This window comes from Paenibacillus aquistagni (assembly GCF_900177815.1).
GTDB classification, from domain to species: domain Bacteria; phylum Bacillota; class Bacilli; order Paenibacillales; family Paenibacillaceae; genus Paenibacillus_B; species Paenibacillus_B aquistagni.
This window is the reverse complement of the sequence record NZ_FXAZ01000004.1, coordinates 213,983-237,759: the sequence shown is the minus strand read 5'-3', so window position 1 is coordinate 237,759 and position 23,777 is coordinate 213,983. Positions and strand designations below refer to the sequence as shown.

Annotated in this window: 20 protein-coding genes and 1 tRNA gene; 9 read left to right on the top strand and 12 right to left on the bottom strand. The window is 48.9% G+C overall.

The window, feature by feature from the left end:
- Nucleotides 1-19: 19 nt before the first annotated feature.
- The 4 genes from nikA to B9Y93_RS15060 all read right to left on the bottom strand — a co-directional run bounded on the left by nikA (nt 20) and on the right by B9Y93_RS15060 (nt 4,949).
- Complete coding sequence (nikA, locus tag B9Y93_RS15075; RefSeq protein WP_244903421.1) at nt 20-1,639, bottom strand: nickel ABC transporter substrate-binding protein; 1,620 nt, start codon at nt 1,637-1,639, stop codon at nt 20-22.
- Between the two features lie 131 nt (nt 1,640-1,770).
- Nucleotides 1,771-2,979 (bottom strand): staphylopine family metallophore export MFS transporter CntE, encoded by a 1,209-nt coding sequence (gene cntE / locus B9Y93_RS15070; RefSeq protein WP_085495505.1) that lies wholly within the window; start codon nt 2,977-2,979, stop codon nt 1,771-1,773.
- Nucleotide 2,980: 1 nt separating this feature from the next.
- A complete protein-coding gene (locus B9Y93_RS15065) occupies nt 2,981-4,102 on the bottom strand; it encodes a cysteine synthase family protein (protein ID WP_244903420.1) in 1,122 nt (373 codons plus the stop codon).
- A gap of 331 nt (nt 4,103-4,433) precedes the next feature.
- The gene (locus B9Y93_RS15060) at nt 4,434-4,949 is read right to left on the bottom strand and encodes a TlpA family protein disulfide reductase (protein ID WP_085495503.1); all 516 of its coding nucleotides are present in this window, start codon (nt 4,947-4,949) and stop codon (nt 4,434-4,436) included.
- A 156-nt stretch (nt 4,950-5,105) separates the two neighbouring features.
- On the opposite strand from B9Y93_RS15060, the gene B9Y93_RS15055 reads away from it, so the two are divergent.
- Entirely contained in the window at nt 5,106-5,507 is a 402-nt protein-coding gene (locus B9Y93_RS15055; RefSeq protein ID WP_085495501.1) for a GNAT family N-acetyltransferase, read from the top strand.
- Nucleotides 5,508-5,693: 186 nt separating this feature from the next.
- Entirely contained in the window at nt 5,694-6,227 is a 534-nt protein-coding gene (locus B9Y93_RS15050; RefSeq protein ID WP_085495499.1) for a DNA topology modulation protein, read from the top strand.
- 173 nt (nt 6,228-6,400) lie between these two features.
- Here B9Y93_RS15050 and B9Y93_RS15045 read toward each other — a convergent pair whose 3' ends face one another.
- Complete coding sequence (locus tag B9Y93_RS15045) at nt 6,401-7,066, bottom strand: DUF1232 domain-containing protein (protein ID WP_085495497.1); 666 nt, start codon at nt 7,064-7,066, stop codon at nt 6,401-6,403.
- Between the two features lie 129 nt (nt 7,067-7,195).
- Between B9Y93_RS15045 and ytaF the strand changes: the two genes are divergently transcribed.
- Both ytaF and B9Y93_RS15035 read left to right on the top strand, forming a co-directional pair.
- Nucleotides 7,196-7,843, top strand: coding sequence for a sporulation membrane protein YtaF (gene ytaF, locus B9Y93_RS15040; protein ID WP_085495495.1), 648 nt, complete (start codon nt 7,196-7,198; stop codon nt 7,841-7,843).
- A gap of 225 nt (nt 7,844-8,068) precedes the next feature.
- Nucleotides 8,069-10,075 (top strand): CAP domain-containing protein, encoded by a 2,007-nt coding sequence (locus B9Y93_RS15035; RefSeq protein ID WP_085495493.1) that lies wholly within the window; start codon nt 8,069-8,071, stop codon nt 10,073-10,075.
- 640 nt (nt 10,076-10,715) lie between these two features.
- Here the strand turns inward: B9Y93_RS15035 and B9Y93_RS15025 are convergent.
- The 3 genes from B9Y93_RS15025 to B9Y93_RS15010 form a co-directional block, all read right to left on the bottom strand.
- Complete coding sequence (locus B9Y93_RS15025) at nt 10,716-10,913, bottom strand: hypothetical protein (protein ID WP_085495491.1); 198 nt, start codon at nt 10,911-10,913, stop codon at nt 10,716-10,718.
- Nucleotides 10,914-11,331: 418 nt separating this feature from the next.
- Nucleotides 11,332-12,045, bottom strand: a complete 714-nt coding sequence (locus B9Y93_RS15015; protein ID WP_085495488.1) for a copper amine oxidase N-terminal domain-containing protein — start codon at nt 12,043-12,045, stop codon at nt 11,332-11,334.
- A 174-nt stretch (nt 12,046-12,219) separates the two neighbouring features.
- Nucleotides 12,220-12,294 (bottom strand) — tRNA-Thr (locus B9Y93_RS15010).
- A gap of 188 nt (nt 12,295-12,482) precedes the next feature.
- Here B9Y93_RS15010 and B9Y93_RS15005 point away from each other — a divergent pair.
- Nucleotides 12,483-13,166, top strand: a complete 684-nt coding sequence (locus B9Y93_RS15005; RefSeq protein ID WP_085495486.1) for a hypothetical protein — start codon at nt 12,483-12,485, stop codon at nt 13,164-13,166.
- A 266-nt stretch (nt 13,167-13,432) separates the two neighbouring features.
- Here B9Y93_RS15005 and B9Y93_RS15000 read toward each other — a convergent pair whose 3' ends face one another.
- Nucleotides 13,433-13,924 carry a GAF domain-containing protein gene (locus B9Y93_RS15000; protein ID WP_085495485.1) on the bottom strand — a complete coding sequence of 164 codons (492 nt, stop codon included), beginning with the start codon at nt 13,922-13,924 and terminating at the stop codon, nt 13,433-13,435.
- A 242-nt stretch (nt 13,925-14,166) separates the two neighbouring features.
- Between B9Y93_RS15000 and B9Y93_RS14995 the strand changes: the two genes are divergently transcribed.
- The 3 genes from B9Y93_RS14995 (at nt 14,167) to B9Y93_RS14985 (ending at nt 16,656) form a co-directional block, all read left to right on the top strand.
- The gene (locus tag B9Y93_RS14995; RefSeq protein WP_085495483.1) at nt 14,167-15,123 is read left to right on the top strand and encodes an alpha/beta hydrolase; all 957 of its coding nucleotides are present in this window, start codon (nt 14,167-14,169) and stop codon (nt 15,121-15,123) included.
- A gap of 130 nt (nt 15,124-15,253) precedes the next feature.
- Entirely contained in the window at nt 15,254-16,267 is a 1,014-nt protein-coding gene (namA, locus tag B9Y93_RS14990) for an NADPH dehydrogenase NamA (protein ID WP_085495482.1), read from the top strand.
- A 206-nt stretch (nt 16,268-16,473) separates the two neighbouring features.
- Nucleotides 16,474-16,656, top strand: coding sequence for a hypothetical protein (locus B9Y93_RS14985; protein WP_085495480.1), 183 nt, complete (start codon nt 16,474-16,476; stop codon nt 16,654-16,656).
- 224 nt (nt 16,657-16,880) lie between these two features.
- On the opposite strand, the gene B9Y93_RS14980 is transcribed toward B9Y93_RS14985, so the two are convergent.
- Both B9Y93_RS14980 and B9Y93_RS14975 read right to left on the bottom strand, forming a co-directional pair.
- The gene (locus B9Y93_RS14980; protein ID WP_139829178.1) at nt 16,881-18,131 is read right to left on the bottom strand and encodes a hypothetical protein; all 1,251 of its coding nucleotides are present in this window, start codon (nt 18,129-18,131) and stop codon (nt 16,881-16,883) included.
- A gap of 229 nt (nt 18,132-18,360) precedes the next feature.
- Entirely contained in the window at nt 18,361-19,191 is an 831-nt protein-coding gene (locus B9Y93_RS14975) for a helix-turn-helix transcriptional regulator (RefSeq protein ID WP_169028626.1), read from the bottom strand.
- Between the two features lie 252 nt (nt 19,192-19,443).
- On the opposite strand from B9Y93_RS14975, the gene B9Y93_RS14970 reads away from it, so the two are divergent.
- Entirely contained in the window at nt 19,444-22,464 is a 3,021-nt protein-coding gene (locus B9Y93_RS14970) for a glycoside hydrolase family 2 TIM barrel-domain containing protein (RefSeq protein ID WP_085495476.1), read from the top strand.
- Between the two features lie 220 nt (nt 22,465-22,684).
- Here B9Y93_RS14970 and B9Y93_RS14965 read toward each other — a convergent pair whose 3' ends face one another.
- The gene (locus tag B9Y93_RS14965; RefSeq protein WP_085496073.1) at nt 22,685-23,737 is read right to left on the bottom strand and encodes a sialidase family protein; all 1,053 of its coding nucleotides are present in this window, start codon (nt 23,735-23,737) and stop codon (nt 22,685-22,687) included.
- Nucleotides 23,738-23,777: the final 40 nt, after the last annotated feature.

Below are 23,777 nucleotides of genomic sequence, written 5' to 3'. Positions count from 1 at the left end.
TCACTCCTTCACTCTCCAGCTAGGGTCTCACTTCAATAGAATGGAACGGAATCTCGTATTGCATAGGCAGAAACTCCACCTTCGATACCCGATCATGATAGACGGCTGTATGTGTCGTAAAGGAAATCGGAAGATAGACAGCCTGCTCATGCAGCGTGGTGAGCAGCTGCTTGTACAGCTCTGCTCTTCTCGCTTCACTCGTGCTGATCAAGGCTTCTGTGATCCATTGGTCGATCTCCGGCTTCATAGCCAAGCCCGATTGCGCTTGATAATCCGCGTGCGAAGGCTCCCTCATGGAAGCAACGACCGAATGGGGATCATAAGGCACACCCCAGGTCTCGCTGAAGATCAGATTGAAGCTGCCTTCCTTCTGGCGCTGAACATGCGTTTGATATTCCTCGCCAATCAGCTCAATCTCGATGCCAAGCTTCCTCATCTCTCCCTGCATAAACTCAGCCACCGCTTTCTGAACATGCTCCTCGCTGTTGTAAGCCAGCTGCAGGCGAAGCGATTCCCCATCCTTCATCCGGAAGGCTTGGCCTGCTTCCGTCTTCCAGCCCGCATCATCAAGCAGCTGCTTGGCCTTCTCCATATCATAGTCATAAGGCGGGAGAGCAACATTGCTGTAAGGGAGCTCAAGAGCGAACAATGTATCCGCCTTGCGCTCAATGCCGTAGAATACATGATCGATCAGCAGCTGCTTATTCAAGGCATGCTCCAGCGCCTGCCTCACGCGCAGATCAGCGGTAGCCCCTTTATTCGAATGAATGGCGAGCACTCTGGTTGAGACAGAGCTTGAGATCGCAGTCTGGTAGTTTCCCGAGTCCTGCAAGGACTTGAAGCTGTCCGGGCTTAGCTGCCCGCTTCCAAAGATGAGATCAATATCTCCTTTTTGCAGCGCCATTACACGGGCTTGAGCATCTGGAATCACTTTAACTTTTACCTGTTTAAGCTTCGGCTTCGTCCCCCAATAATGCTCATTAGGCACAAATAGAGCGTACTCGTCCTTCTTATACGCTTTGAGCACCCAAGGCCCCGTGCCAATTGGCGCCTTGATCTGCTCAGCGGTGCTGCCGTCCTCCGGGAACCCCGCATCTCCCAGAATGCGAAGCGGACGGATCAGGCTCAGCTCCTGCAGGACCGGATAATAGGGATTGTTGAATTCAATCTTGATTGTATGCTCATCCACAACCTCCACCTGCTTCATCTCCGCAATCAGCTCAAGCCAATCATGCCGCTTGGCATTTTGTAGCACAGCATCGAAGTTGCGCTTCACCTGATTAGCGGTTAAAGCAGTGCCGTCAGAGAACAATACGCCTTGTCGAAGATGAAAGGTGTAGGTCTTCCCATCCTCGGAAATCTCCCATGATTCCGCTAGACTTGGCTCGATCTTGCCGTTCTCGCCGTAATTCACAAGCGACTCGTATACCATTGCTTGAGCGAACCACTCATTGGGCGCATACAGGTGGGGGTTGAGCGGGCCAATATCCTTGTTCCAGCTCATTGTCAGCAGCCCTTCCTCCGCCTTCGATTCCGTTGACTTGCCCTTTGGCTGTCCGTCTGAGCTGCTGACACAGCCAACAGCCGTCATCATGGCAACGAGCAGCATAAGGGTCATGCTTAAACGCTTAAATTTCATACGCATATCGCTCCTATTTTTTAATCAAGTTAATGACTAACATTAGACCTTCTCGCATTCGAAGGAATACGCCGCTGCAGCACGAGAAGGAGATTGCTGCAGCTGCAATGGCTTCCCTTCGAGTTCTGCGCTCACAACGCTGTATGGTTCGTTCGTGTTTGATTTGTCGGCGCAGGCTTGTATCCCCATAGAAGCAAGCCTGCCACAATGCAGCAGACCGCACAGCTTATATACATCATGGGATAGCTGAAGAGATCGATGAGCGGCCCCATGGCGAGCGCGCCTAGGGCAAAGCCGCAGTCAGCCGCTCCGATAAACAGCCCAAGCAGAAGTCCTCTTGCCTGATCAGGCACTGTGAAGGAGACATACGTCAGCAGCGTAGGGTACATGAGGGCAAACGCAATGCCATTCAGTACCGCGGCGGCAATCAGGATAGCAGGTTGCACCGAGACGCTTAACAAGCTGCTTCCCGCTGCAGCAAGCAGCAGGGTAAACCCGATTAGGCGAGTCGGCGTCGTCCCGTCCGAAGGAATAAAGGAGCGGCCGACAAACCGGCACAACACCAGCACCAACGTCTGGGTTAGAAAATAAAAGCTTCCCATCGAGGATTGCCTATGCTCAAGGTACAGCGGCAAAAAGGTGAAGATTGCTCCGTTCGCGATGGAAGCAAGCAGCATGATAATCGAGGATATCCATAAGCTTCGATGCTTCCACATGCTCTCAGGCGCTGTAATTGCTAGGCGTTGCGGCTCCATTGTCTGCTTTATGGCGCCCGTGCCCGTGCTTCTAGCCATCATGACTGCCAGCACGGCATTAACTAGGCCAAATCCAATGAAGATCAAGAATATCTCTCTCATTGTCAGCTGATCGACCAAGTACAGCGCGATGGCAGGACCAAAGGTGGAAGGAATCATGGTGGACAAGGAATACAGGGACAGCCCTTGACCCCGCGCGCGATCTGACAGCAAATCGATAGTCATAATCTCCATCGCGGTGGAGAAGAAAGCGGCTACAATTCCTTGAACAATGCGCACGAGGCCAAGCATCCATAGGCTTGGAACCAGATAGCCGAACAAGGAGGCTGCAAATAGGATCAGCACGATCCAGAAGATGCGCCCTGCGCCATGTCGATCAATAAGTCTTCCTGCGATCGGTCTTGCGAACATGGAGGTGAGCATGGTCGCCCCCATGATCAAGCCGATATCGGTCTTGGTACCGCCAAGCAAGGTCGCGTGAAATGGAATGACCATCAGCACCATGTACACGATGGAGTAGAACAGGATGGTGATGAGATATACCTTTATTGCAGGCAATGAAAAAGGATGGTCGCTCTGGCTCATGCTAGCTGCCCCTCAATTCTGTTGGGGGCTTGATAGAGATGGTATGCGGGTTCTTGGTAGGACAATCTAGAAGCTCGATCAGCTCCGGTTTGTAATTGGCTGTTTCCATGGGGTTTATACTGTAGGGGTGAATATGGTCCAATCGTTGGTTAAGCTCTTGAGGATCAGTGGACAGCGACATATGGCGCTCACGCAGCCAATCGTCATTATAGATCGTGGGCAAATATCGTTCGCCGTTGTCGGCACTAATGCAGATTACCTTCTTGTTCGTGCCCATGTGCTGCGCCAGCTTCAGCGCGACGACCATACCTGCGCCTGTAGAGCCGCCGCACAATATTCCCTCGTGGCGCGCCAATATTCTGCACATCATAAAGGCCTCTTCATCCGGCACCTTGTATACCGCATCTATGCGGCTCAAATCATCAATATTGGTCGGGGTCCAGCTAAGTCCCATCCCTGGAAGCAGATAAGCATGAGAGGTGCCGCCGAAGATCGTGGAGCCTACGGCGTCAACGGCAATAATTCTGGCCTGCGGACAATGCTCCTTGAAGTATCGGGAGAGGCCGCCGATCTGCCCGCCTGTGCTTACTGTAATGATAACGGCATCAAGCTCGCCTTCGCATTGGGCGTGAAGCTCTGGTCCTGTTCGCCTGTAATGAGCCTCGCCATTTTGAAGATTGAAGCATTGATCGGGCCGAAAAGAGTTCGGAATCTCGCGGTGGAGCTTATTCGCCAGTGCGATGCGCGTCTTATGGTAGGAGCCGCTGTCATCCTGTTCAGTCACAACGATCACTTCCGCTCCGTACGCCTTTAACAGCGCCAGATTGGTTGGTGTGGTCTTCGGATCGACTAAGATCATGACCCGATAGCCTCGCACCGCCCCGATCATGGCAAGCGAGATGCCGAAGTTGCCGGATGAGGACTCGATCAGCGTTCCTCCGGGCTTAAGCAGCCCCCTTCGCTCCGCCTCCTCGACAATGTAGAGCGCCGGGCGATCCTTGATGCTCCCTCCCGGATTGGTTCGCTCAAGCTTGAGCAGCACCCTCCCTTCAGCTGGACCGACCAGATTGCGTAGCTGGATCAGGGGCGTCCTCCCTACCGTGTCCAAAATGCTGTACATCATTGATCACCTCATTTAGGTTATCTTTTTTCCATACACACTTAGAATAAAGCATATCTTCACGCCTCACATGACTCTTTCTAGTCATTTTCGCCTCAAAAATAATAACGCTTTCATCAAAGGAGTGAGCACGGTTAGAAGGTGTTCAGCAGTTGAAATGAGCTGCCTATCAAAAATCTATCAAAAAGCAGACGTGCTATATTCCGTGCAAGATTCGTTCGAGCTGCTTCCAGAATGAGCACCTGTCATTCTTCCTATCCATAGAAAAAGAGCGTGCTTGGAAACTCCCCTTCCAAGCACGCTCTTGTTTCTCCAACGACTAGTTATGGTGATCCTACGCCTCTTCTTCAAGCAATCGTAGAAAGGAAGCTTCGATCGTCTCCATATCCGTGGAGCCTAGAATCTGGTCGACAACCTCCCCTTGCTTGTTAAGGAAAAACAATGCAGGGAAGCCGGTGCGGCCATATTTTCTATGCATATCGCCTGTCTCATCCATAAGCACGGGATAGGTAATTTGGTGTCGGTCTACATAAGACTCAAGCTCAGACACTTCATCCTGATAGAGCAGATTGACTCCATATACTTGGAGGCGATCTCTGTACTTCTCTTCAAGGGCCACGATCTTTGGCGCATCCTCATTGCAGTAAGGGCACCATGAAGTAAACATGAGCAGCACAGTGGGTTTATCCGCATATTGGATCTGAACCTCACGGCCAGTCGCAAGCTCTTTTAGCGATATGTCCTCATAAACGCTCTCGGTCTTGGCAGCTTGACTGGCAATAATGAAATAGATGGCAGCCAGCCCAAGCACGAGGAGCATGCCGTTCAGCATCCATGCTCTTTTTTTCAATAGACTCACCCCTTCTGTATGAATGATGAATGATATATCCTAGTATAACAGTGCGTTTGCAAAATAGATTCTACTATTTTCCTGCTGCGCGCCTTAGCGTAAAATGAGTATGCCTGTGATTCAGGAGAACAGACAACAAGCAGATAGGAGCTTAACATGATGAATATACAACTGCATTCCGAACAACCCATTGATATTCCTCAGCTGATCGCGCTGTACAAGGATGCCGGCTGGTGGCCAGAACGCAATGAGACGGGCATTCAGCATATGCTGGCTCATGGGATCACTGTCGGTGCCTGGGAAGGGGAACGACTGGTTGGCTTTTGTCGCGCGCTAACGGATGGCACCTACCGCGCCTATATCGAAGATGTTGTGGTACACAGCAGCTGCAAGCATATCGGAATCGGCACGACAATGGTGGAGAAGCTGCTGGAAGCGCTGCAGGACATCGACGTCGTCAGCTTATTCTGTACTGAGGACTTGATTCCCTTTTATCAAGCCTTCGACTTCAAACGAACCAAGCAGGTCGTTATGCACGTTCAGCCTTCGTCACGCTGATCATACAAGGAACGGGAGATCAGCGCATCCCTTCCCTTTCGACAATAAATGGATCGAGAATACATCATGCCTATCGGCAGCCCATTCTCATTCAGATCTGGAACAACCTAGCGGCTCATTCGCGAGAATGGCACAGAGCCTCTGCATTCCAACACTTTTACTTTACTGCATAGGAGGCAGCTATCCATGAAAATCATCGTGATTGGATCAAGCGGTGCTGGCAAGTCCACCTTTTCAAGACAAATTGGTGAGCTGCTTCGTCTTCCTGTCTATCACTTGGACCTCTACTTTTGGAAGCCGGGCTGGGTTCAGACCCCTCATGATGAGTGGGTCCAGTTTAATACTCAACTCGTTCACAATGAAGCGTGGATCATTGACGGCTACTATGGCCGGACCTTGGACATTCGATTGCAGGCAGCAGATGCTGTCGTCTTTTTTGACCTGTCCCCTTGGATCGCCACTTATCGAGTCATCAAAAGAAGAATTCAATATCACGGCAAGACAAGACCCGATCTCAACGAAGGCTGTCCCGAATCCTTGGATTGGCCGTTCATCAAGCTGATCTGGAATTACCGCCGGGACAAGAGGCCTGCAGTCCTAGAGAAGCTCAGCAAGCATGCAGGACATGCCAAGATCATCATCATTCGAACGCCTAAGGAGGCTCGTACCCTTATAAGGAATATCCAGAACGAGGGAACATCCTTTTTTGAAAAAAGGTAGCTCATCTACAGCGATGACATCCGACGTTTGAGATACACTCCTGATCAGGAAGAAGTGCCGTAGATCCGTTAATTGTGACAAGCCAAGATTCTATCTAACTGCAGCTTCCCGCTCGCCTCTTGCCTGTACGTGCTAAGCCAGAAAAAGAAGCTTTGCCAGCCTGCAAGCTAATCCTACACAGGCTGGTCATGAGCGTCGTCGCGATAGAGGCGGGCCAACACCAGCTGCACGGCAATGGCATCATCGAGATAGCCAATCGGAAATACATAATCAGGGATGACATCAGCCGACAGCACAAAGTACAGCAGCGCACTGCCAATAATCGCCCGCTTCTCCAACGTCACCTCATCCGCACAGAACTGCTCATACAGCCTCTTTAACTCCTCAATAAAGGGCCCTGCTCCGTTAATGCTGGCAAGCTTCATCGGAAAGTCGTTCAAGATGATGCGCTGCCCTTCCTCCGTCAATGCATAAGGCTCATATTTGCTCAGTTCCTGCTCTACATCCTCAAGCCGAAACGGATGTCCAATCAGCTTGGATGCCTGCAGAATCTCTGTAATGCTTGCAATCGTAGCCTGTATATTCGTATACGGCTGCTCCTCTTGCATCATGCTACCAAAGCCTGCTGCTTGAAGCAGCTTCGAGGCTGGTACGCCTAAGTGCATGGCGAAGCGCTCCAAATGGCTCGCCTTAGGCTTCTGCTTGCCATTCACGATTCTCGATATCGTCGCAGTATCAATGCCAGATAGCGTGCTAAGCTTGCGCATCGATAAGGAACGAGCCTTCAGCAAGGCTATCAGCGTCTCCCCAATCAGATTGTCCCTATGCCCATCGGTCATCACAATCCACGCCTCCCTATTGGTCATATATGGTGTGTTGAGATTTTCTCAACAGTATTTCAACAAAACAGGAACATTTCAGCGCAATACTCAATAATATGCTGTAAATACACAAAGGGAGTGGTACAGATGGTTGCTGGAATGATGATTTTCGGATTTGCAATGTCATCAAGCTTAGATAATTTAGGGGTTGGAATATCTTATGGGATTCGCGGAGTGCGTATTAACTTTTTATCGAATTTATTGATTGCCGTTATCTGCTTCGCACTCAGTATGGTGGGCATCCTATCCGGCCAATGGCTGGCGCAGGTTCTTCCCGGCATCATTCCGGTGCTCATTGGCGCTTTACTGCTCATTATTGTAGGCATCCGCATGATGCTGCTGACCACGCCAAGTAAAGCAGCGCAGCAGCAAGATCCTCTTACGGAGCACCCGGCTCCCTCCAACCGCAGATCACGCTTGTCCCTGCTTACCAATCCCGCTTCCGCTCATGCAAACGCAGCTGGAACCATTGGATTAGGCGAAGCCATAATCCTTGGTGTCGCTCTCGCCGCCAATGCGGTAACCAATGGGGTTGGCGCAGGCTTACTGGGACTTTCCCCGCTCGCGATCTCATTAACAGCAGCCATAGGCAGCTATATCTCCGTCTGGCTGGGCGTCGCCATTGGACATAAAGCAGCAGGCATCCGCATTGGCAGGTACACGTTGGGCCAGTTCAGCACCGTTTTAAGCGGCCTCTTGATTGTGTTGATTGCGATCAACACCCTGTTCGACTGATGCATGCGATGTGATCTTCATATAACAGCGATGATTATTATGGTATCCACACTTCATGCACAAGTCGTGTTGTAACAAAGGCGGTCTCATATGAAGAACCTTGGAGAATGCCAAGGTTCTTTTGGTCTGAATCCCGCATTTTGACTGACACATAAAGGAATTGTCGTTCATCTGTCGAAGTATTACATGGATTTACAAATTTCAACAAGGGGACGATTTTGCATCATGTCAACAATCACAGATCAGAATAGCAGTAGTTGGAGTCCTAGGCGATCCCGCATAAGCTTCATGCGCCATGGCATTCTCGCGCTATTCCTTACACTAGCCATTGGCTTTATTTTTTTGCCGCTTAACCAGGCAGCAGCAAGCGCTGAATCAGCGGCTTACACCCAGGATCAATTAGAGGCTCTTGCCATGCTGAATGAGGTTCGCCTCAGTGTTGGCCTCTCGCCGTTAAAGCTTAATAAAGAAATAACGCAAGCCGCCATCAATCATGCGAAATATTATAATTTGCACGGTCGCGGGACGAAGGTTACCTTAAGTGCCCATCAAGAGAAGCAGGGCCTAGAAGGCTTTACGGGAACAGGACCTTTTGAACGAATGAAAGCGGCTGGCTGGAATTATGGATCTTCCTACCGAGCTGCTGAAGTCATGCATTTTGGGCAAAAGAGCAGCTCGCAGGCCATGCAGGGTTGGCTCGACACCGCTTATCATCGTGAGATTATTCTAGGCCCCGCCTATCAAGAGATCGGGATTGCGCTTGTTGACGGAACAGCGGTCGTGAATGTAGGCGGATCAGGCCCGTTCTCTGCCTCGCAAGGCAATTCGATCTTTGTCTATCCTTATCAAGGGATGACTAATGCGCCTGTGGGATTCTACGGGAATGAAATCCCGAATCCGTTGGAACAGTTCGACGCCGAATACTCGGGCTACATCATCTCTGCGTCAGTGCCTGGCAAGCTGGACTGGCATGAAGCGAGCATCACGGATGAGAAGGGCAACCGCGTTCCTTTTTATGAAGAGGTATCACATGAGCGCACCCTGTTCCTCTATCCCAAATCCATCTTACAGGGTTACCATACCTATCGCGTCAATCTGGCATACCGCACGGATGGCTCATCCAAGACGAAGCAGTTGTCCTGGTCTTTCAAGACTGGCAAAGGCCACCAATTAACGAGTATATCAGGAGCACCGAATGAGATTGTCATTAATGAAGGCGAAGAGGCATCCATTAAGATAATGGGGCAGTATGACGATCATGTCACGGAACCCTTAACTGACCAAGTGCGTTATGTCAGCAGCAATGCAGCAGGGCTAAAGCTTGTGTCCCCTGCCACGTTCAAGGGCGTGAAGGCAGGCAGTTATTATGTTACCGCTCATGTAGGCAGCCTGTCCTCTGAACGCATTCAGGTCAAGGTGCTGCCTCGCCTAAAGACGAAGACGTATCCGCCTTTGTCGGCAAGCAAACCTGCAAGCACGGTATCAGAAGCCGAGTTCTGGACGATGTTCCTGCAGCAATATCAAATTCACATTGAAGCTTATTCACCGGCCAAAAAGAAGCATGCTGCAGACGCGGCTTACCGGATTGCGGAGATGCGAAACATCCCGCTGCTTGGACTGACTAATCTTCCAGCTCGAGATAAGCCAATCACAAGAGGGAAAGTTGCCGAAATTGTGGCTGCAGCCGACGGAGTCCATTACATCAACTACAATGCCATCTGGTATGTGCTCGGTAAAGATTATATGACAGGGATTACGGATTCAACGCTCACCGGCTTCGAGCCTAATCGGACAATGACTCGCGGCGAGGCAGTAGAACTGCTCACGCAACTGAAGCCGAAGATGAAGTCATTGCGGGCTAGACCCGTCAATCAGACGCCCGTCGAATTCCTGCCGCCTTTGCCTGAAAAAGAAGTCTATAAGAAGCCTGAAGTGATCAAGGACTATACGCTCATCGCTACCTATCAGCCTGATCGCACCTTAACGGTCGAAGGGAAATTCTCCATTCTCGCAGGCCAGCAGACGACGATGATGGTACAGACGGGCGGAAAGAAGCCGAAGCATATCGAGAATGTAACGGTATCCGTTGACAAGGACGGCCGCTTCAAGGTCACATCTGGCCCGTACACAGAACAATCTTTGAACTTGTACTTCAAGACGCCAGGAACCACGTATTGGATTTCGGTTGGCGCCAATGCGATGAATGTTAGCGAATATAAGCCTCAGCGATAATGCTAATATGTGTTTCGTGTGAGCCCTCTTAGGGTGAACCTATCTTGAAGCAATTCAATAACCCCCTGCACGCTAGAATAGGTGCAGGGGGTTTGTATTTGTTATGTGCAGCATAGGCCGGAATGTAAGCGAAGACTATGTATGATTAAAAACTTGCTATTATAAGCATGGAATTTATGCTATAAAATACTATTTATAGGAGGTGTTATGATTTTGAAAAAAGGATTGTTTATACTCTCTATTTTAATCGGGATCTTTCTGTCGTACCAAGGCTACTCTATCCTTACTTTTTCCGCACGGGGTGAAGCCATTTACAAACTGGGTCTTTTAATTCCGGCACAAAGCTCCTCACTTTACCTATACGGATCTATCTTTCTTATTCTGGGACTCTTGCTGATCCTAATCCCTCTCGTATTAAGAACATTTGCAAACTTCAAGAACCCCAACAATTCATAGAACTATAATAGCTTAGTGCCCACTAACGAATTTCTCTAGTGGGCACTATCTGAAAAAATAGGAAAATGCTTTCTCACACACATTATTGTTCCCTCAGCACTTCCCTCTCTACGTAATCAATACCTTCTGAAGTAATATATACGGTAAGTCTATCCTTGTCTGCTGGGAACGCTTCTATGATGAATTAATTTTTTTGAAAAAGATATAAACAGGCTTTATGATGTTCGTTGTCAATATACAGCTCTTGTATCGTCCCTGTTAAGGCTTCCTTTCGACCCCTACTGAATGCTTCCGGACCACCAGAGAAGTGAATATCATACAACCTCTCAAGTATTTGTAATCTAAGATGTTGTCTTTCCCTTATTTTCTCAACCTCAATCATTCAACCGCCTCCTAATCGCATCGGATGTAGCAGGTCATTAAGTTTCCGTTAAAATGTTGACTCTCCTGAAATATAAACAAATACCTTTTACCCACCGACCACGCATATTAGCTTTACATTGACATATATTTTGAGGAATTAGAGTCCTCTGATGTTCGTATCTTTGGACTGCAGAATGAGCTTTCTTCAACCATTCGCTCACGCTGTTTTCCTCCCTGCTGGCTGCCAAGTTGATATTTTTTCAATGCGAAATGGTCTCCAAGCTTTTGCTTTCATACAAGTTGCATTAACAATTCCATCACGTATGCTCCGAATAATAATCCCTCGTTGAGTAACATTTCCTTGACGATCCAAATAAACAATTTCTACTCCTTTTCTAAGGAGGTTTTGAACTCGGGGACTATCATAAATATAATATTTATTCAGAAACATCTTGGAATGTTAAACCAGGGAAAACGGTATAATTCTTTAATTGGGTATCACTGATTATGTTTGCATAATCTATTAGGTATCCCTTGCTCATATATGGAGCTATATCAAAGTCCCATTCAGCTACAAATGGTGTGGATAAATTCATGTAATGAACTACTTTTACACGTACTTTGTATTGGTCTCCATCGCTCCTACCTTCTCCTTTTCTTTTAGCATCTACAATTTTTTTAGCATCTACTATTTTCAGCTCTAAAATGGAAGGATATACTCCTCCTCCTGGCAGCTCGATTGAACCATTATCCAAGTAACTAGAGGCTATTGTTTTTTTCCAAGCTTCCTCATCCCTTGAATCATATGTAACGAAATACTTATTGATTAAAGACACGATGTCCGCCCATTCTCCCCCAGCCAGATTTAATTTTTCATTCCATAGATCAGGAGTAGAAGCCGAAGTTCCGTTTTTCTGATTAATCATTACTGTTTGTTTTTTAGAATCCCAAGTCACATCAGCACCTAAGGCCTTAGAAATCGTACTAATAGGAATCATGACTCTTCCATCAACATTGCGAGGCGAAACGTCAGTAGGTACCGTTTGACCGTTTACAACAATTGAAATTTTCCCACTAGCAAATGCCCCCCCAATTAACAAAGAGGTAAGAGCAAAAACAAGTGATACAACAATGACCAGCTTTTTCTTCATTTTAAACCTCCTAAAATAAAATACTATTGGACGGAATTTCCAGAATGATAATATCACACTTATTGATAAATTACATCTTTATGGATTATCGTTTTCAGGGCAGTTAAACTGGTTTATTTAAATAAAAACACGACTCCCGAAACCCCGGAAGCCGCGTCATTATTGGAATATGGATGGTGCTGGTGAAGGGAATTGAACCCCCGACCTACGCATTACGAGTGCGTTGCTCTACCCCTGAGCTACACCAGCATAAGTATGCGCTCGACACTTTTTATGATACACACTTCCTTGGAATCGGTGCAACGTCCAATTTGACATACTATCGGGAGCTAGTTCGTGTTATGCTACTATTAATGGGCACTCATCGCCCGAGATGCTTTGTTAGGTTCCAATCCGCCCCGTAACGGGCTACGTGAAGAGGTGCTACAGTTATACCTATGTACATCTATATTTCCATTGCGATATATATCGTGGCAGCGCTCGTGCTTGCCACTGTCGTTGTGCCTGTAATTCGCTACCGTCAATTGTCCTATGGGGTAAGACAGCCCCTTCAACGCTATATTCAAGAATGGGATAGGCTCCGTTCGCATCGCGTCCGTGTTGTGAACAAGGAGATTGAAGGAAGCTTATATGCATATGAACAATTAGAGACGGAGAAGCTGGCCGCAATTGCTTATACGCTAAAGAGCCATGAGGAGCAAAAGAATATATACCGAAGCATCCTCCACCTGCTGTTTAAGCTGGCTCTGCCTGCGCTGCTGCTCCTGCTTATCCTTGTGCTGGCAAGTGATCAAGAATTATTTGGCCTTCAGCAGCATACACCCTTAATGCTCAGCCTGACGGCTGTGCTTGTATCCTTAGGCCAGCTTCTCGCTCCGATCTGCATACTTCTCGCTTCAATATTCGTGTCCGCATGCATACAAGCGGGAATAAATCGCGCTACTTACCGCCTGGTATCCACACAGCTGCCTATGGCTATGGATATGCTGCGTCTGCGTCAAGCAGTCGATCAGCAAGCTGCCGCAACAGAAGCGAATGAGTCAACTCCTGCATGGGCGGGTTCCGAGACATCTGCTGGAATGGACGTGGAGACAACGGATAATTCTGAGGAAAATGAATAAATCAGCTTATGCTCATGCTTAAATAATCGATGATTATGAATGAAATAATTCTTCCTTTTGCCCTGCAGCCAATAAGAAAGCCAAGGTCCCTTCCTTACTGAAAGGCGGCCTTGGCTTTTTACGTTTTTTGCTTATCTAGCGCTAGAATTTCCTGCTCCACAACGGCATATACTGGCATACATTCACGATCACCATTATGCCTATCGCTGTTATGCTGCTGTACGTCCCTTATATTCTATCCAGCCACTCAGGGAGACTTGCGGCAACTAGATCTTTGAGCCTCTCATCAACAGCTCGGCGATCTGCTCCAGCCATTCCTGATCGATGGCATGGAAGCGATTCTGGATGGGGCTGTCGATATCGATGACGCCAATCAGCTTGCCAGCATGCATCAGCGGCACGACAATTTCCGATTGCGAGCGAGCATCGCAGGCGATATGCCCTGGAAACGCGTGGACGTCTGGCACGACAAATGTACGCTCCTCTGCTGCCGCTCCTCCGCACACCCCTCGTCCAAGCGGTATGCGCACACAAGCAGGAAGGCCTTGAAATGGCCCCAGCACCAATTGGTTCGTGTCTTCCTCATATAAATAGAATCCCGCCCAGTTAATATCCTTAAGCCCATGCCAGAGCAGCGCTGCTGCATTCGCCATATTAGCGATGAAGTTCGGCTCCCCTTCCATTAAAGCTGCAAGCTGGGAATGAAGAAGCGGATAATCCTTAGCTGGATCTCCGCTGTATAATGTAGGTTCAAACATATCAAAGACCCTCCACTTCCTCTATCTGATTAACCTCTGCAAACTCATTCTCTAATAGTACGCACTCCATGTTCCAATGTAAAGAACCTTGCTTACGGACTTTTCATTTCATCGAACTGTCTCATTCTTGCATGAAGTGGTTATGAATAGGTAGAGTATAGTTTAGGAGTAAAAGATGTTAATACGCTATTGCGGCTCCACATTAAACCAATACTTCACGAGATCTCAAGGAGGTTCATGGCATGCATACCCATGAGTTTCAGTTAACAAGTTCAACCGATAGCCCGATTACCATATATCAATGGAAAAAAGAAGAAGAGACGCCGCATTCGCAGCCCAAAGGCATCATTCAAATTGCTCATGGCATGACAGAGACAGGACTGCGCTATGCCAGATTCGCAGAAGCGCTGGTACAGGCAGGCTATATCGTTTATGCCAATGATCACCGTGGTCATGGCAGGTCAGCATCTTCCATGGAGAAGCTTGGCCATCTCAATCGCAATGATAACCACTACATGGTAGAGGATATGCGGATCATCAGCACTTACATCCAAGCAGAGCATCCTGACGTGCCATTGATTTTATTTGGACACAGCATGGGCTCGTTCCTATCCCAAATGTATATCGCACTTCACGGCTCCCTCTTGGATGGTGTCGTATTATGCGGCAGCAACGGTCCGCGTGGGCCTGAAGTGCATGCAGGCAAGTTCGCCGCCAATCTGATCACGAAGTGGAAAGGCATTGAGCATCGCAGCCCTTTTATTGACAATCTAGCCTTTGGCGGCTTCAACCGGAATTTCAAGCCAAGCAAGACCAAGTATGATTGGCTCAGCCGTGATGAGCACGAGGTGCAAAAATATATAGATGACCCATTCTGCGGCTATGTGTGCACCGTTGGCTTCTACTATGAGCTGTTTCATCTGATCCAGCACATTCATCGTCCGGAAGTTACCGCTAGAATCCCAAAAGATCTGCCTGTCTTGATTATTGCCGGAGATAAAGATCCTGTCGGCAACTTCGGTGCCGGAGTGCGCAAGCTGGAGAAGCTGTATACTGAACAGCTGAAGCTGCAGCATGTCAAAACGATTATTTATCCCGGCGCGCGGCACGAGCTCTTGAATGAGACGAACCGAGACGAGATTACAGCCGACTGCTTAGCTTGGTTTGATGAGCTTGTTGCTCCCACGGCAGAGCGATAAAGCGTCAAATCTCTAGGTTTGTCCAAATGAAAGACAAGCGGTATAATACGAGGAATGGAACTTTTTTTATATTTTTCCTAATCCATCAAATAATCTCATACCCACAGCATAGAGAGGATGAACGCTACAGATGTCACAGCTATTTCAACCTTTAACCATACGCAATATTACACTTCCGAACCGCATTGTCATGTCTCCAATGTGCATGTATGCCGTTGAGGCTCAGGATGGGAAAGTGAACGATTGGCATCGTGTTCACTATACATCCCGTGCCGTAGGGCAAGTGGGGCTTATTATGCTTGAAGCAACAGCGGTTCAACCCAATGGCCGGATCAGCGCACAGGATCTCGGCATCTGGGAGGATGCACAGATTGAGAGCCTGCGCGAACTCGTTCAGATGGTTCACGCCCAAGGAGCCAAGATTGGCATCCAGCTGGCTCATGCTGGCCGCAAAGCGACCGTGCCTCATAGCATTGCACCATCCGCAATACCATTCAGCGATCGCTATGAAACACCTCAGGAGATGTCCCAAGAGGATATTCGCAAGACGATCAAGGCATTCGCCGATGCCGCTCGTCGAGCAGAAGAGGCCGGCTTTGATGTGATTGAGCTACATGCTGCCCATGGCTACTTGATCAACGAGTTCATGTCGCCATTAACGAATAAGCGTCTTGATGGGTACGGCGGCAGCGTGGACGGGCGCTATCGCTTCCTTCAAGAGACCATAGATACGGTAAGGAATATCTGGGACAAGCCGCTGTTTGTTCGAATATCCGCAAATGAATATGACGAGGAAGGCAACAGCCTTGAGGTCTTTATTGATTACGCCCGCCGCATGAAGGCGCAAGGCGTGGATCTCATTGATGTCAGTACAGGCGGCGTTGTATCCAGTGCGCCAACAGCCCTATTCCCGGGCTATCAAGTCTCCTATGCCCAGGCTATTCGCCAATCAGCCGGCATTGCGACTGGAGCTGTAGGGCTGATCACGGAGCCGACGCATGCAGAAGATATCGTCCATAATCTTCGCGCCGACCTTGTCTTCCTTGGCCGAGAGCTGCTCCGTGATCCTTATTGGCCGCGCCAAGCGGCGAAGACGCTCGGCGTAGAGTTAACGCCGCCAGCCTCTTATGCACGAGGCTGGTAAGACATTACAGCAGCCAGCCCTCCTCCTAAGATATTACGTGTGCAGGAGGGCTGATTTATTCATTTGTCCATGTAACTCCCCCTTTTCTACACGACTGTAGCGAAGCTGTGTTCATGTGCATAAATGTATATATTTATTTTGGCATATTGCTGTTCCAAACAAGCCATGATAGTCTTAAATCAACAAAGCCTTAGGTAGGTGGTACGATGTCTGAGAATCAGCAGCCAAAGAAAGTCAATCTCGCAGATGCAATGAAGCAAATGCTGGAGAAGAAGAAACAACAGCAATCCGAGCATAAAGGAAACTTTCATTCCAATGCGACCAAGACACTAAAAAGTCAAAATACGAAGAAGCCTAACAATCAGCGCCGCCGTACAGGTGGCTCCTAAGCCTCCTTGTCCTAAGCAAGCGAGCGAATGTGTTAAGCGATCCGTATATGCGCACGCTGAGAAAAGCTCCTGATGATTCAGGGGCTTTTTTAGATGTGCCACGATGCCTTGGCGCGCTCGCCTATACTTTTTTTCATGATGTACTCCTAATAGCAATCCAGGATAGAAATCCATGCGTACTCAGCAAAAAAACGCTCGGAAGCCTCCAAGCGTTTCTTTATGTTTTATTTATTCGTAATGTTCGGACTAACCTCAATCTCCTTGTAGCCTAGTGATTGCAGCTGCCCTCGCGTTATAAACAACCGATTGTGAATGACGATGCTGTTCGTATTCTGAAGCTCAATCCGGCTTGAGTCCTGCTGAATACCGTATTGATAATGGGCGGCTTCCGTCTGGATCGGCTCGATCTTCCAGCTCAACGCTTCTGCCATAGGTCGAACAGGCAGCCACAGCGTTCCATTTTTCTGCAAAGCATATGGAAGCTTTACAATCTGGCCATCGATCTCCACCTTATGCTCTCGGTGTCTTGTGAACACCATCGACTTGACGGGCAAACGGGATACATTCAACTCTGGGTCCAGTTCCTCGACATCCTTATAGGAGGTCCATCTCTCGCGGGACAGCTGATTGAGCTCTTCGGTAGAGATGGTGCGAGTCCGATGTGTGTTCAGATCATAGGCATTCGGCTGTCTTGTCGGCTCATTATTCGTGTATACAAGAAGATGACGATCACGAAGATAGAACACCATAGACGCGTTCATTAGAAACTTCCACTTTAGCGTGTTTGGGTCAAACAACACAATCTCATTTTGCTTCGCCTGCTCACTGTAACGCTGCACAATGATTTGACTATCTGCGGTCCATGTAGCCCCCGTATAGGATGGGCTTGTGAATATTTCCTGCAGCTCGTGCGTCTTTGCTTCCTTCAGCCAATAACGGTACTCACGCTGCGGCTGTTCTGGTCCGTTCTCACCTAGAGGAACGGTATAAGAGGAGTTTTCATACAAAGCCCACCGCTGATCCGGTGAGATGATATAGGCATTGCCTTCATATACCGTGCTGCTTGCCGCATCATAATAGAAGCCCTGATCCATATCGCCAGCACTATATTTGGAAGGCAGGATGCTCACCCTTGGAGCCCCGTCCATCACAGGATAAATTGCGGAGAATCCATCCTCCCAGCGCATCAGCGTTCCATCAGGAGACTTTTCAACTACGGAATACCACCGCTTATCATCCTGTACACCGCTTATATTATAGTAGATCGTTCCCGAATCAGGATCGACATACCCTACCTGCTGTTCATCAAATCGCGCAGACACACCCGACACCGTCTCAATCTCACTCGGTGCCTGCTTCATTACTGCTCGTACTGCCCCCACACTTTCCGAAGCAGCGGCATAGCCTGATAAAGGCCATAACAGCATGAAGCTCAACATGGCCATAACAAAGATTGTACAGCTTTTTCTCACCATGAGTTTCGCTCCCTTCTTCATGAAGTGTACGCTCATACGCTTGTCCAAAAAAATACTATAACATAATTTAGACGCAAAGATAACACGCAAGTTTCTTTGCTATTGAAGAAAGGCAGCTAGTAAATATTTCTGCCAGACTAATGACTTCCCTATTGCAAGCGCCAATACCTTCTATGATCACGATGATATTGTGCATTCGTTCAGTCCTCTAATCCCTTTCTGCGAGTGACTAGCGGACTCCATTCAGCTTGCGGAACGTTTCTGGCGTCATTCCCTCTGTGCGTTTAAATAGCGTGCTAAAATAACCCGGCGTCGTAAAGCCAACTTGCAGCGCAATCTCCTGAATCCGCGCAACCGGGCTTTGCAATAGCAGCTCCTTGCTCTTATGAATGCGAAGCTGGTTCAAATACTCCATCGGACGCTTGTTTACATTATTGCGGAATAATAGACATAAATGCTGCACGGATACACCTAGCTGCTCAGCCAGCTCCTGCAGTGGAATGTCACGATGGTAATGCTCGTCCATATAATTGAAGACCGGCTGGAGCCTCAAGTAGCCCTGATCCGTCGAAGCTGCGCGCATCATCCGATCCGTCGTCAGGTCGATTAGGAACATATAAGCGAGCTTGGCGCATTCCAGCGCAGCCCCCGGCTGATTAGACAGCGTCAAGGAAAGTCCATTCTTCAGATGGTTCAAAATAAGCTCTTGACTGTGCGCCTCATATACAGCCGTCTCTCCGAATCCTGCCAGTTCAGCCAGTGCCTGTACCTCGCTGCCCATAAATGTAATCCAGTATACCTCCCAAGGACGTTCTACACTGTAATAAGCATGCGACTCATCAGGATGCAAGAACATGCCTGCGCCTGGCTTGATGCGATGAATTCGACCATTGACCTTTAGTTCTCCCTCGCCAGATACACAGTGCAGCCATTGATATTGTGGGAACCCATCCGGACGCTCAATCGGCTCCTGATGATCCCAATGCCCTGCTCCTGTCATATAGATAGGCAATCGTTGAACCACGTCATTCATCATGAGAAAACCCAATCGGTTGGCCACAGACATCTCTCTCCTTATCTATTTCACAAATGCGAAAATCGTTAAATAAATATGAATATCTCGTTCTGTATCAAGGATAACAGCCATTCTATAATATGAATATATCATAACCACAACATAGAAACGATGAGGCCTGCTAAGATCAGCTTGGGCTTCCAGCATGCTTGCAGCGCTGCTTTGACACAGCCGAAGCCGTAGAACAGCATACCGGATGCCAATTCATCGGTTCCACGTTGAAAGGAGACGAAAGCATTGAACCTACAGCCTTATTGGGAACAACCAACCTTGCTCCATGAACACCGCGAAGAGCCGCGCGCCTCTTATATTCCATATGGTGATATAGAAGGCGCACGTGCCGACAAACGCTCTCGATCACCTTGGTATCAAACCTTGAACGGCAGTTGGAAATTCAGCTATCGCCCACGCGCAAAGGATGTGACGACCGAGTGGGTCGACGAATCCTTTGACGCCACGTCATGGGATGATCTGCTTGTGCCTTCCTGCTGGCAGGTTCAAGGCTACGACCAGCTTCAATATACGAACGTCAATTATCCATTCCCATACGATCCGCCTTATGTGCCAGACGACAACCCTGCAGGGCTGTATGTAAGAGAATTCCGCATCGGCGAGGAATGGACTGGAAAAGACACCCACATTATGTTCGAAGGTGTAAACGCTTGCTTCTATCTGTGGATCAACGGCAGCTATGCGGGCTACAGTCAAGGAAGCCGCGTGCCGGCTGAGTTCAATATCAGCCCTTATGTCCGCCAAGGAAGCAACAAGATCGCGGTCATGGTGCTCAAATGGTGTGATGGCTCCTACTTAGAAGACCAAGACCAATGGCGCTACACGGGCATCTTCCGTGACGTGTACCTGCTGGCACGCGACAGCGCTCATATTCGAGATGTATTCTGCCGCACACAGCTTGATGAGAAGCTTCAATCCGCGCAGCTGCATATCGAACTCGATACAACGGGATCGACAACCGTTGCTCTGCAGTTGTCCAACCGCGAGGGACAGAAGCTGCTAACGGAGCAGGCCGAGATGAATGGAAAAGAAACCATCAGCTTGCAGATAGACTCACCAACCCTATGGAATGCGGAGCATCCTTATCTGTATGAATTAGTGATCTCAAGCGGCGAAGAAGTGCTTCGCTTCAAGGTAGGCTTCCGTCAGGTGGAGATTAAGGATGGCGTCTTCTACATCAACGGACAAGACGTCAAGCTGAAGGGCGTCAACCGCCATGACTCTCATCCCGAGCTCGGCCAGACGATCCCGCTTCAGCATATGATCGAGGATCTTAAGCTGATGAAGCGCCATAACATCAATACGATCCGCACCTCGCATTATCCGAATGATCCGCGCTTCCTGGATCTATGCGACGAGTTCGGCTTCTATGTCATCGATGAGGCAGATCTTGAATCCCATGGCGACTTCTCCTTGCACTATGGCATGAAGAACAGCAAAGCTCTGCCTAATCTGCCGGAATGGAAGGAAGCCTTCCTTGAGCGTCAGGTCCGCATGGTAGAGCGTGACAAGAACCATGCCAGCGTCATCATCTGGTCGCTTGGCAACGAGTCCTTCTATGGGCCGAATCATATTGCGATGGCGGAGTGGACGCAGCAGCGCGATGAGACCAGACTCGTCCATTACGAGGGTGCTGCTCATGATCCCGATCATATGCAGGATCAAAGCAGTCTAGACATGGAGAGCCGCATGTATATGTCAGTCGCGGACTTAGAGGCTTACGCTCAGAATGACCAGAATAAGAAGCCAATGCTGCTGTGTGAATACAGCCATGCGATGGGCAATGGTCCCGGCGATCTTAAAGACTACTGGGAGGTCATGTACGCTTATCCGAAGCTGATGGGCGGCTGTGTCTGGGAATGGGTGGACCATGGCATTAAGACGGTTACCGAGGATGGCAAGCCTTTCTTTGCCTATGGCGGAGACTTCGGCGAGAAGCCGCATGACGGCAACTTCTGTATTGATGGTCTTGTCAGCCCTGTCCGCAAGCCGAATATCGGATTGCTGGAGCTGAAGGAGGTCTATGCGCCGCTCACGATTGAAGCTGTAGATGCGGCCCAAGGGAAGCTTAAGCTAACGAACCGCTATGACTTCAGCAGCTTAAGCAAGCTGACGCTTCGTTATCGTTTGCAGGCGGAAGGTACGCTGCTGCAGCAAGGCGAGCTGGCAGCTCCAACGCTTGCTCCGCATGAAAGCACAGAGTTTGTGGTGCCCATTAATCTGCCTTCTATTCATGAAGCTGTCGATCTGGAGCTATCGTGTATCTTGAACGAAGAGCTTCCTTGGGCAGATGCCGGCTATGCGCTCGCACATGTCCAATTCGAGGTGAAGCCTCGCACTGTGGAACGCTTCACGCGCCCGCTTCTTCCAACAAGAGCTGTTCATGCGTTGGAGCAAGGAAATACGCTCGTGATGGAAGGCTTCGACTTCAAGCATACGTTTGACCTGAGCCTTGGGACCTTCGTCGGAATGACAAAGCACGGTGTGCATATGCTTGCTGCGCCTGCTCAGTTCCAAGTATGGCGTGCGCCAATTGACAATGATCGCAATGAGAAGCATGCATGGCAGGGTCAAGGACTCCATCGGGCCGTAGCGAAGATATATCGGGCTGAATGGGAGCAACTATCAGCCAAGCAAGTGACGATCAAGGTGCATTACTCCCTTGGCGGCTACTCGATTCGCAATATTTTGCAGGGGATGGCAGAGTGGACGGTCGACAGCCGCGGCGACATTACACTGAAGACAAATGTCGAAATAAAAGAGGGGATTGATTTCCTGCCGCGCTTCGGGCTCCAGCTCACGATGCCGAAGGGCAACGAAGCCGTGACCTATTACGGCCTTGGCCCGCATGAAAGCTATATCGACAAGAAGCTCAGCGTTAAGCGAGACGTATACCGCACTTCTGTTGATCAGATGCATGTGGATTACATCATGCCGCAGGAGAATGGTTCTCGCTATAGCACAGAATGGGCCGTTGTCAGCAACCTTCTTGGCATGGGGCTTCGCTTTACGGCAGCTGACAGCTTCTCCTTCAACGCGAGCCACTTTACGCCAGAAGATCTGACGAAGGCAGGACACAATGTCGAGCTGGTGCGCCGTGATGAAACGATCGTGCATGTGGACTATAAAATGAGCGGCGTCGGTTCCAACTCTTGCGGACCGCGACTCATGGAGAAGTATCAATTCAACGAAAAGTCGTTTACCTTCGAAGTGAAGATTCAACCGATCTTTACTGAAGATGAATAACCGCTTGTGTATTCTAGTGTGAGTCAAATAAAGAGGCATTACGGTTCATTATAAGAGCGGCTTAGCTTGAATAGGACCTGCTCATGACAACGGCAATATGCATGGAAAAGCACCTCTTAGTCGCGTTAAAAGGAGATCTTCCTAGTCGCAACCAGAGGTGCTTTTTACATGAGCATGATAGGGAAACAATTCGTTCCTGTACCCTCTCTAGAGAATCGATTTATGACGTTAATAACAGATCCGATTCATAGAAGGCATAACCTCTTATATGAGCCTTTGGCGCATCATCCACGATGTAATTCACTACATAGATTTCCCCATCTGCAAACTGCACCGATCCAGTATAACCAAGATCCGATTCCGGACTTCGATCATAATCCAGTGGAAAGATTCTAGACCATTGGTTATCGCGTTCTGTGCTTGCAGCAGACGCAGCATCTGTAAGACAAGCAAATACATTCTGCGTCCAGAAGCCGAGCCACCCCTTGCCCCCTTGCATGAATCGGTAGGTAATCAATACAAGGCCGCTTGCCAGCATGCGAGCTACAGGCCGATGGCAGGCAGGAATTGGCGCTGTATAAAGCCCTTCCCAGGACTCGCCCTGATCGTACGAAATAGCCTTGTAAGCATCAAGCCCAAGATGGGAATTTTCCCTCATATAGCAGACAAGCACCCCATTCGGCAATGGAAGCACGGAACCTTCACATAGATGAAGGCCTGATTGGCTGGCTACAGTAATCGGACCGCTCCAGGTTGTTCCTTGGTTATCCGTATACCATGCCATCTGTTCCAAGAAGCCATGCTCCTTGCTTTCATAGTGAGCCGTCACCAGCCATCGGCCGCTGTCAAGCTCTAGCAGCGTATCTGGAACGATCCCTTCGATCGGGGTCTCAATAGGAGCCGACCATTCATTTCCGTCTGAATCGCCAATGTACATCCATGTCCGAGCATGGCGGCCGCCTGCATTGCCCATCGGCTCGTGTCTTGCGCATTTATTGATCAGTATAACAAGCCGGCCATCACGCAGCCGCTTAATGCTTGGGCAATCATCATAGTACATCTGCTCTGGATCACTCTCGGTCAAACATATCTTCTCTCCCCAGCTCCGCCCGCGATCCTCACTCTTCACATATACGATGCGAGTATTCGAGCGATCTCCATGGGATACACATTCCAAAAACACACATATTAGATGCTCCTTCACGGTCAGCTCAAGAGCAGGAAATGCTTCATATACGCTGTCATCTCGACTTACAATGAATTTGTTCAGCATCACAATAACCTCCGCGTTTGCCGTTAAAGCTGCCATAACG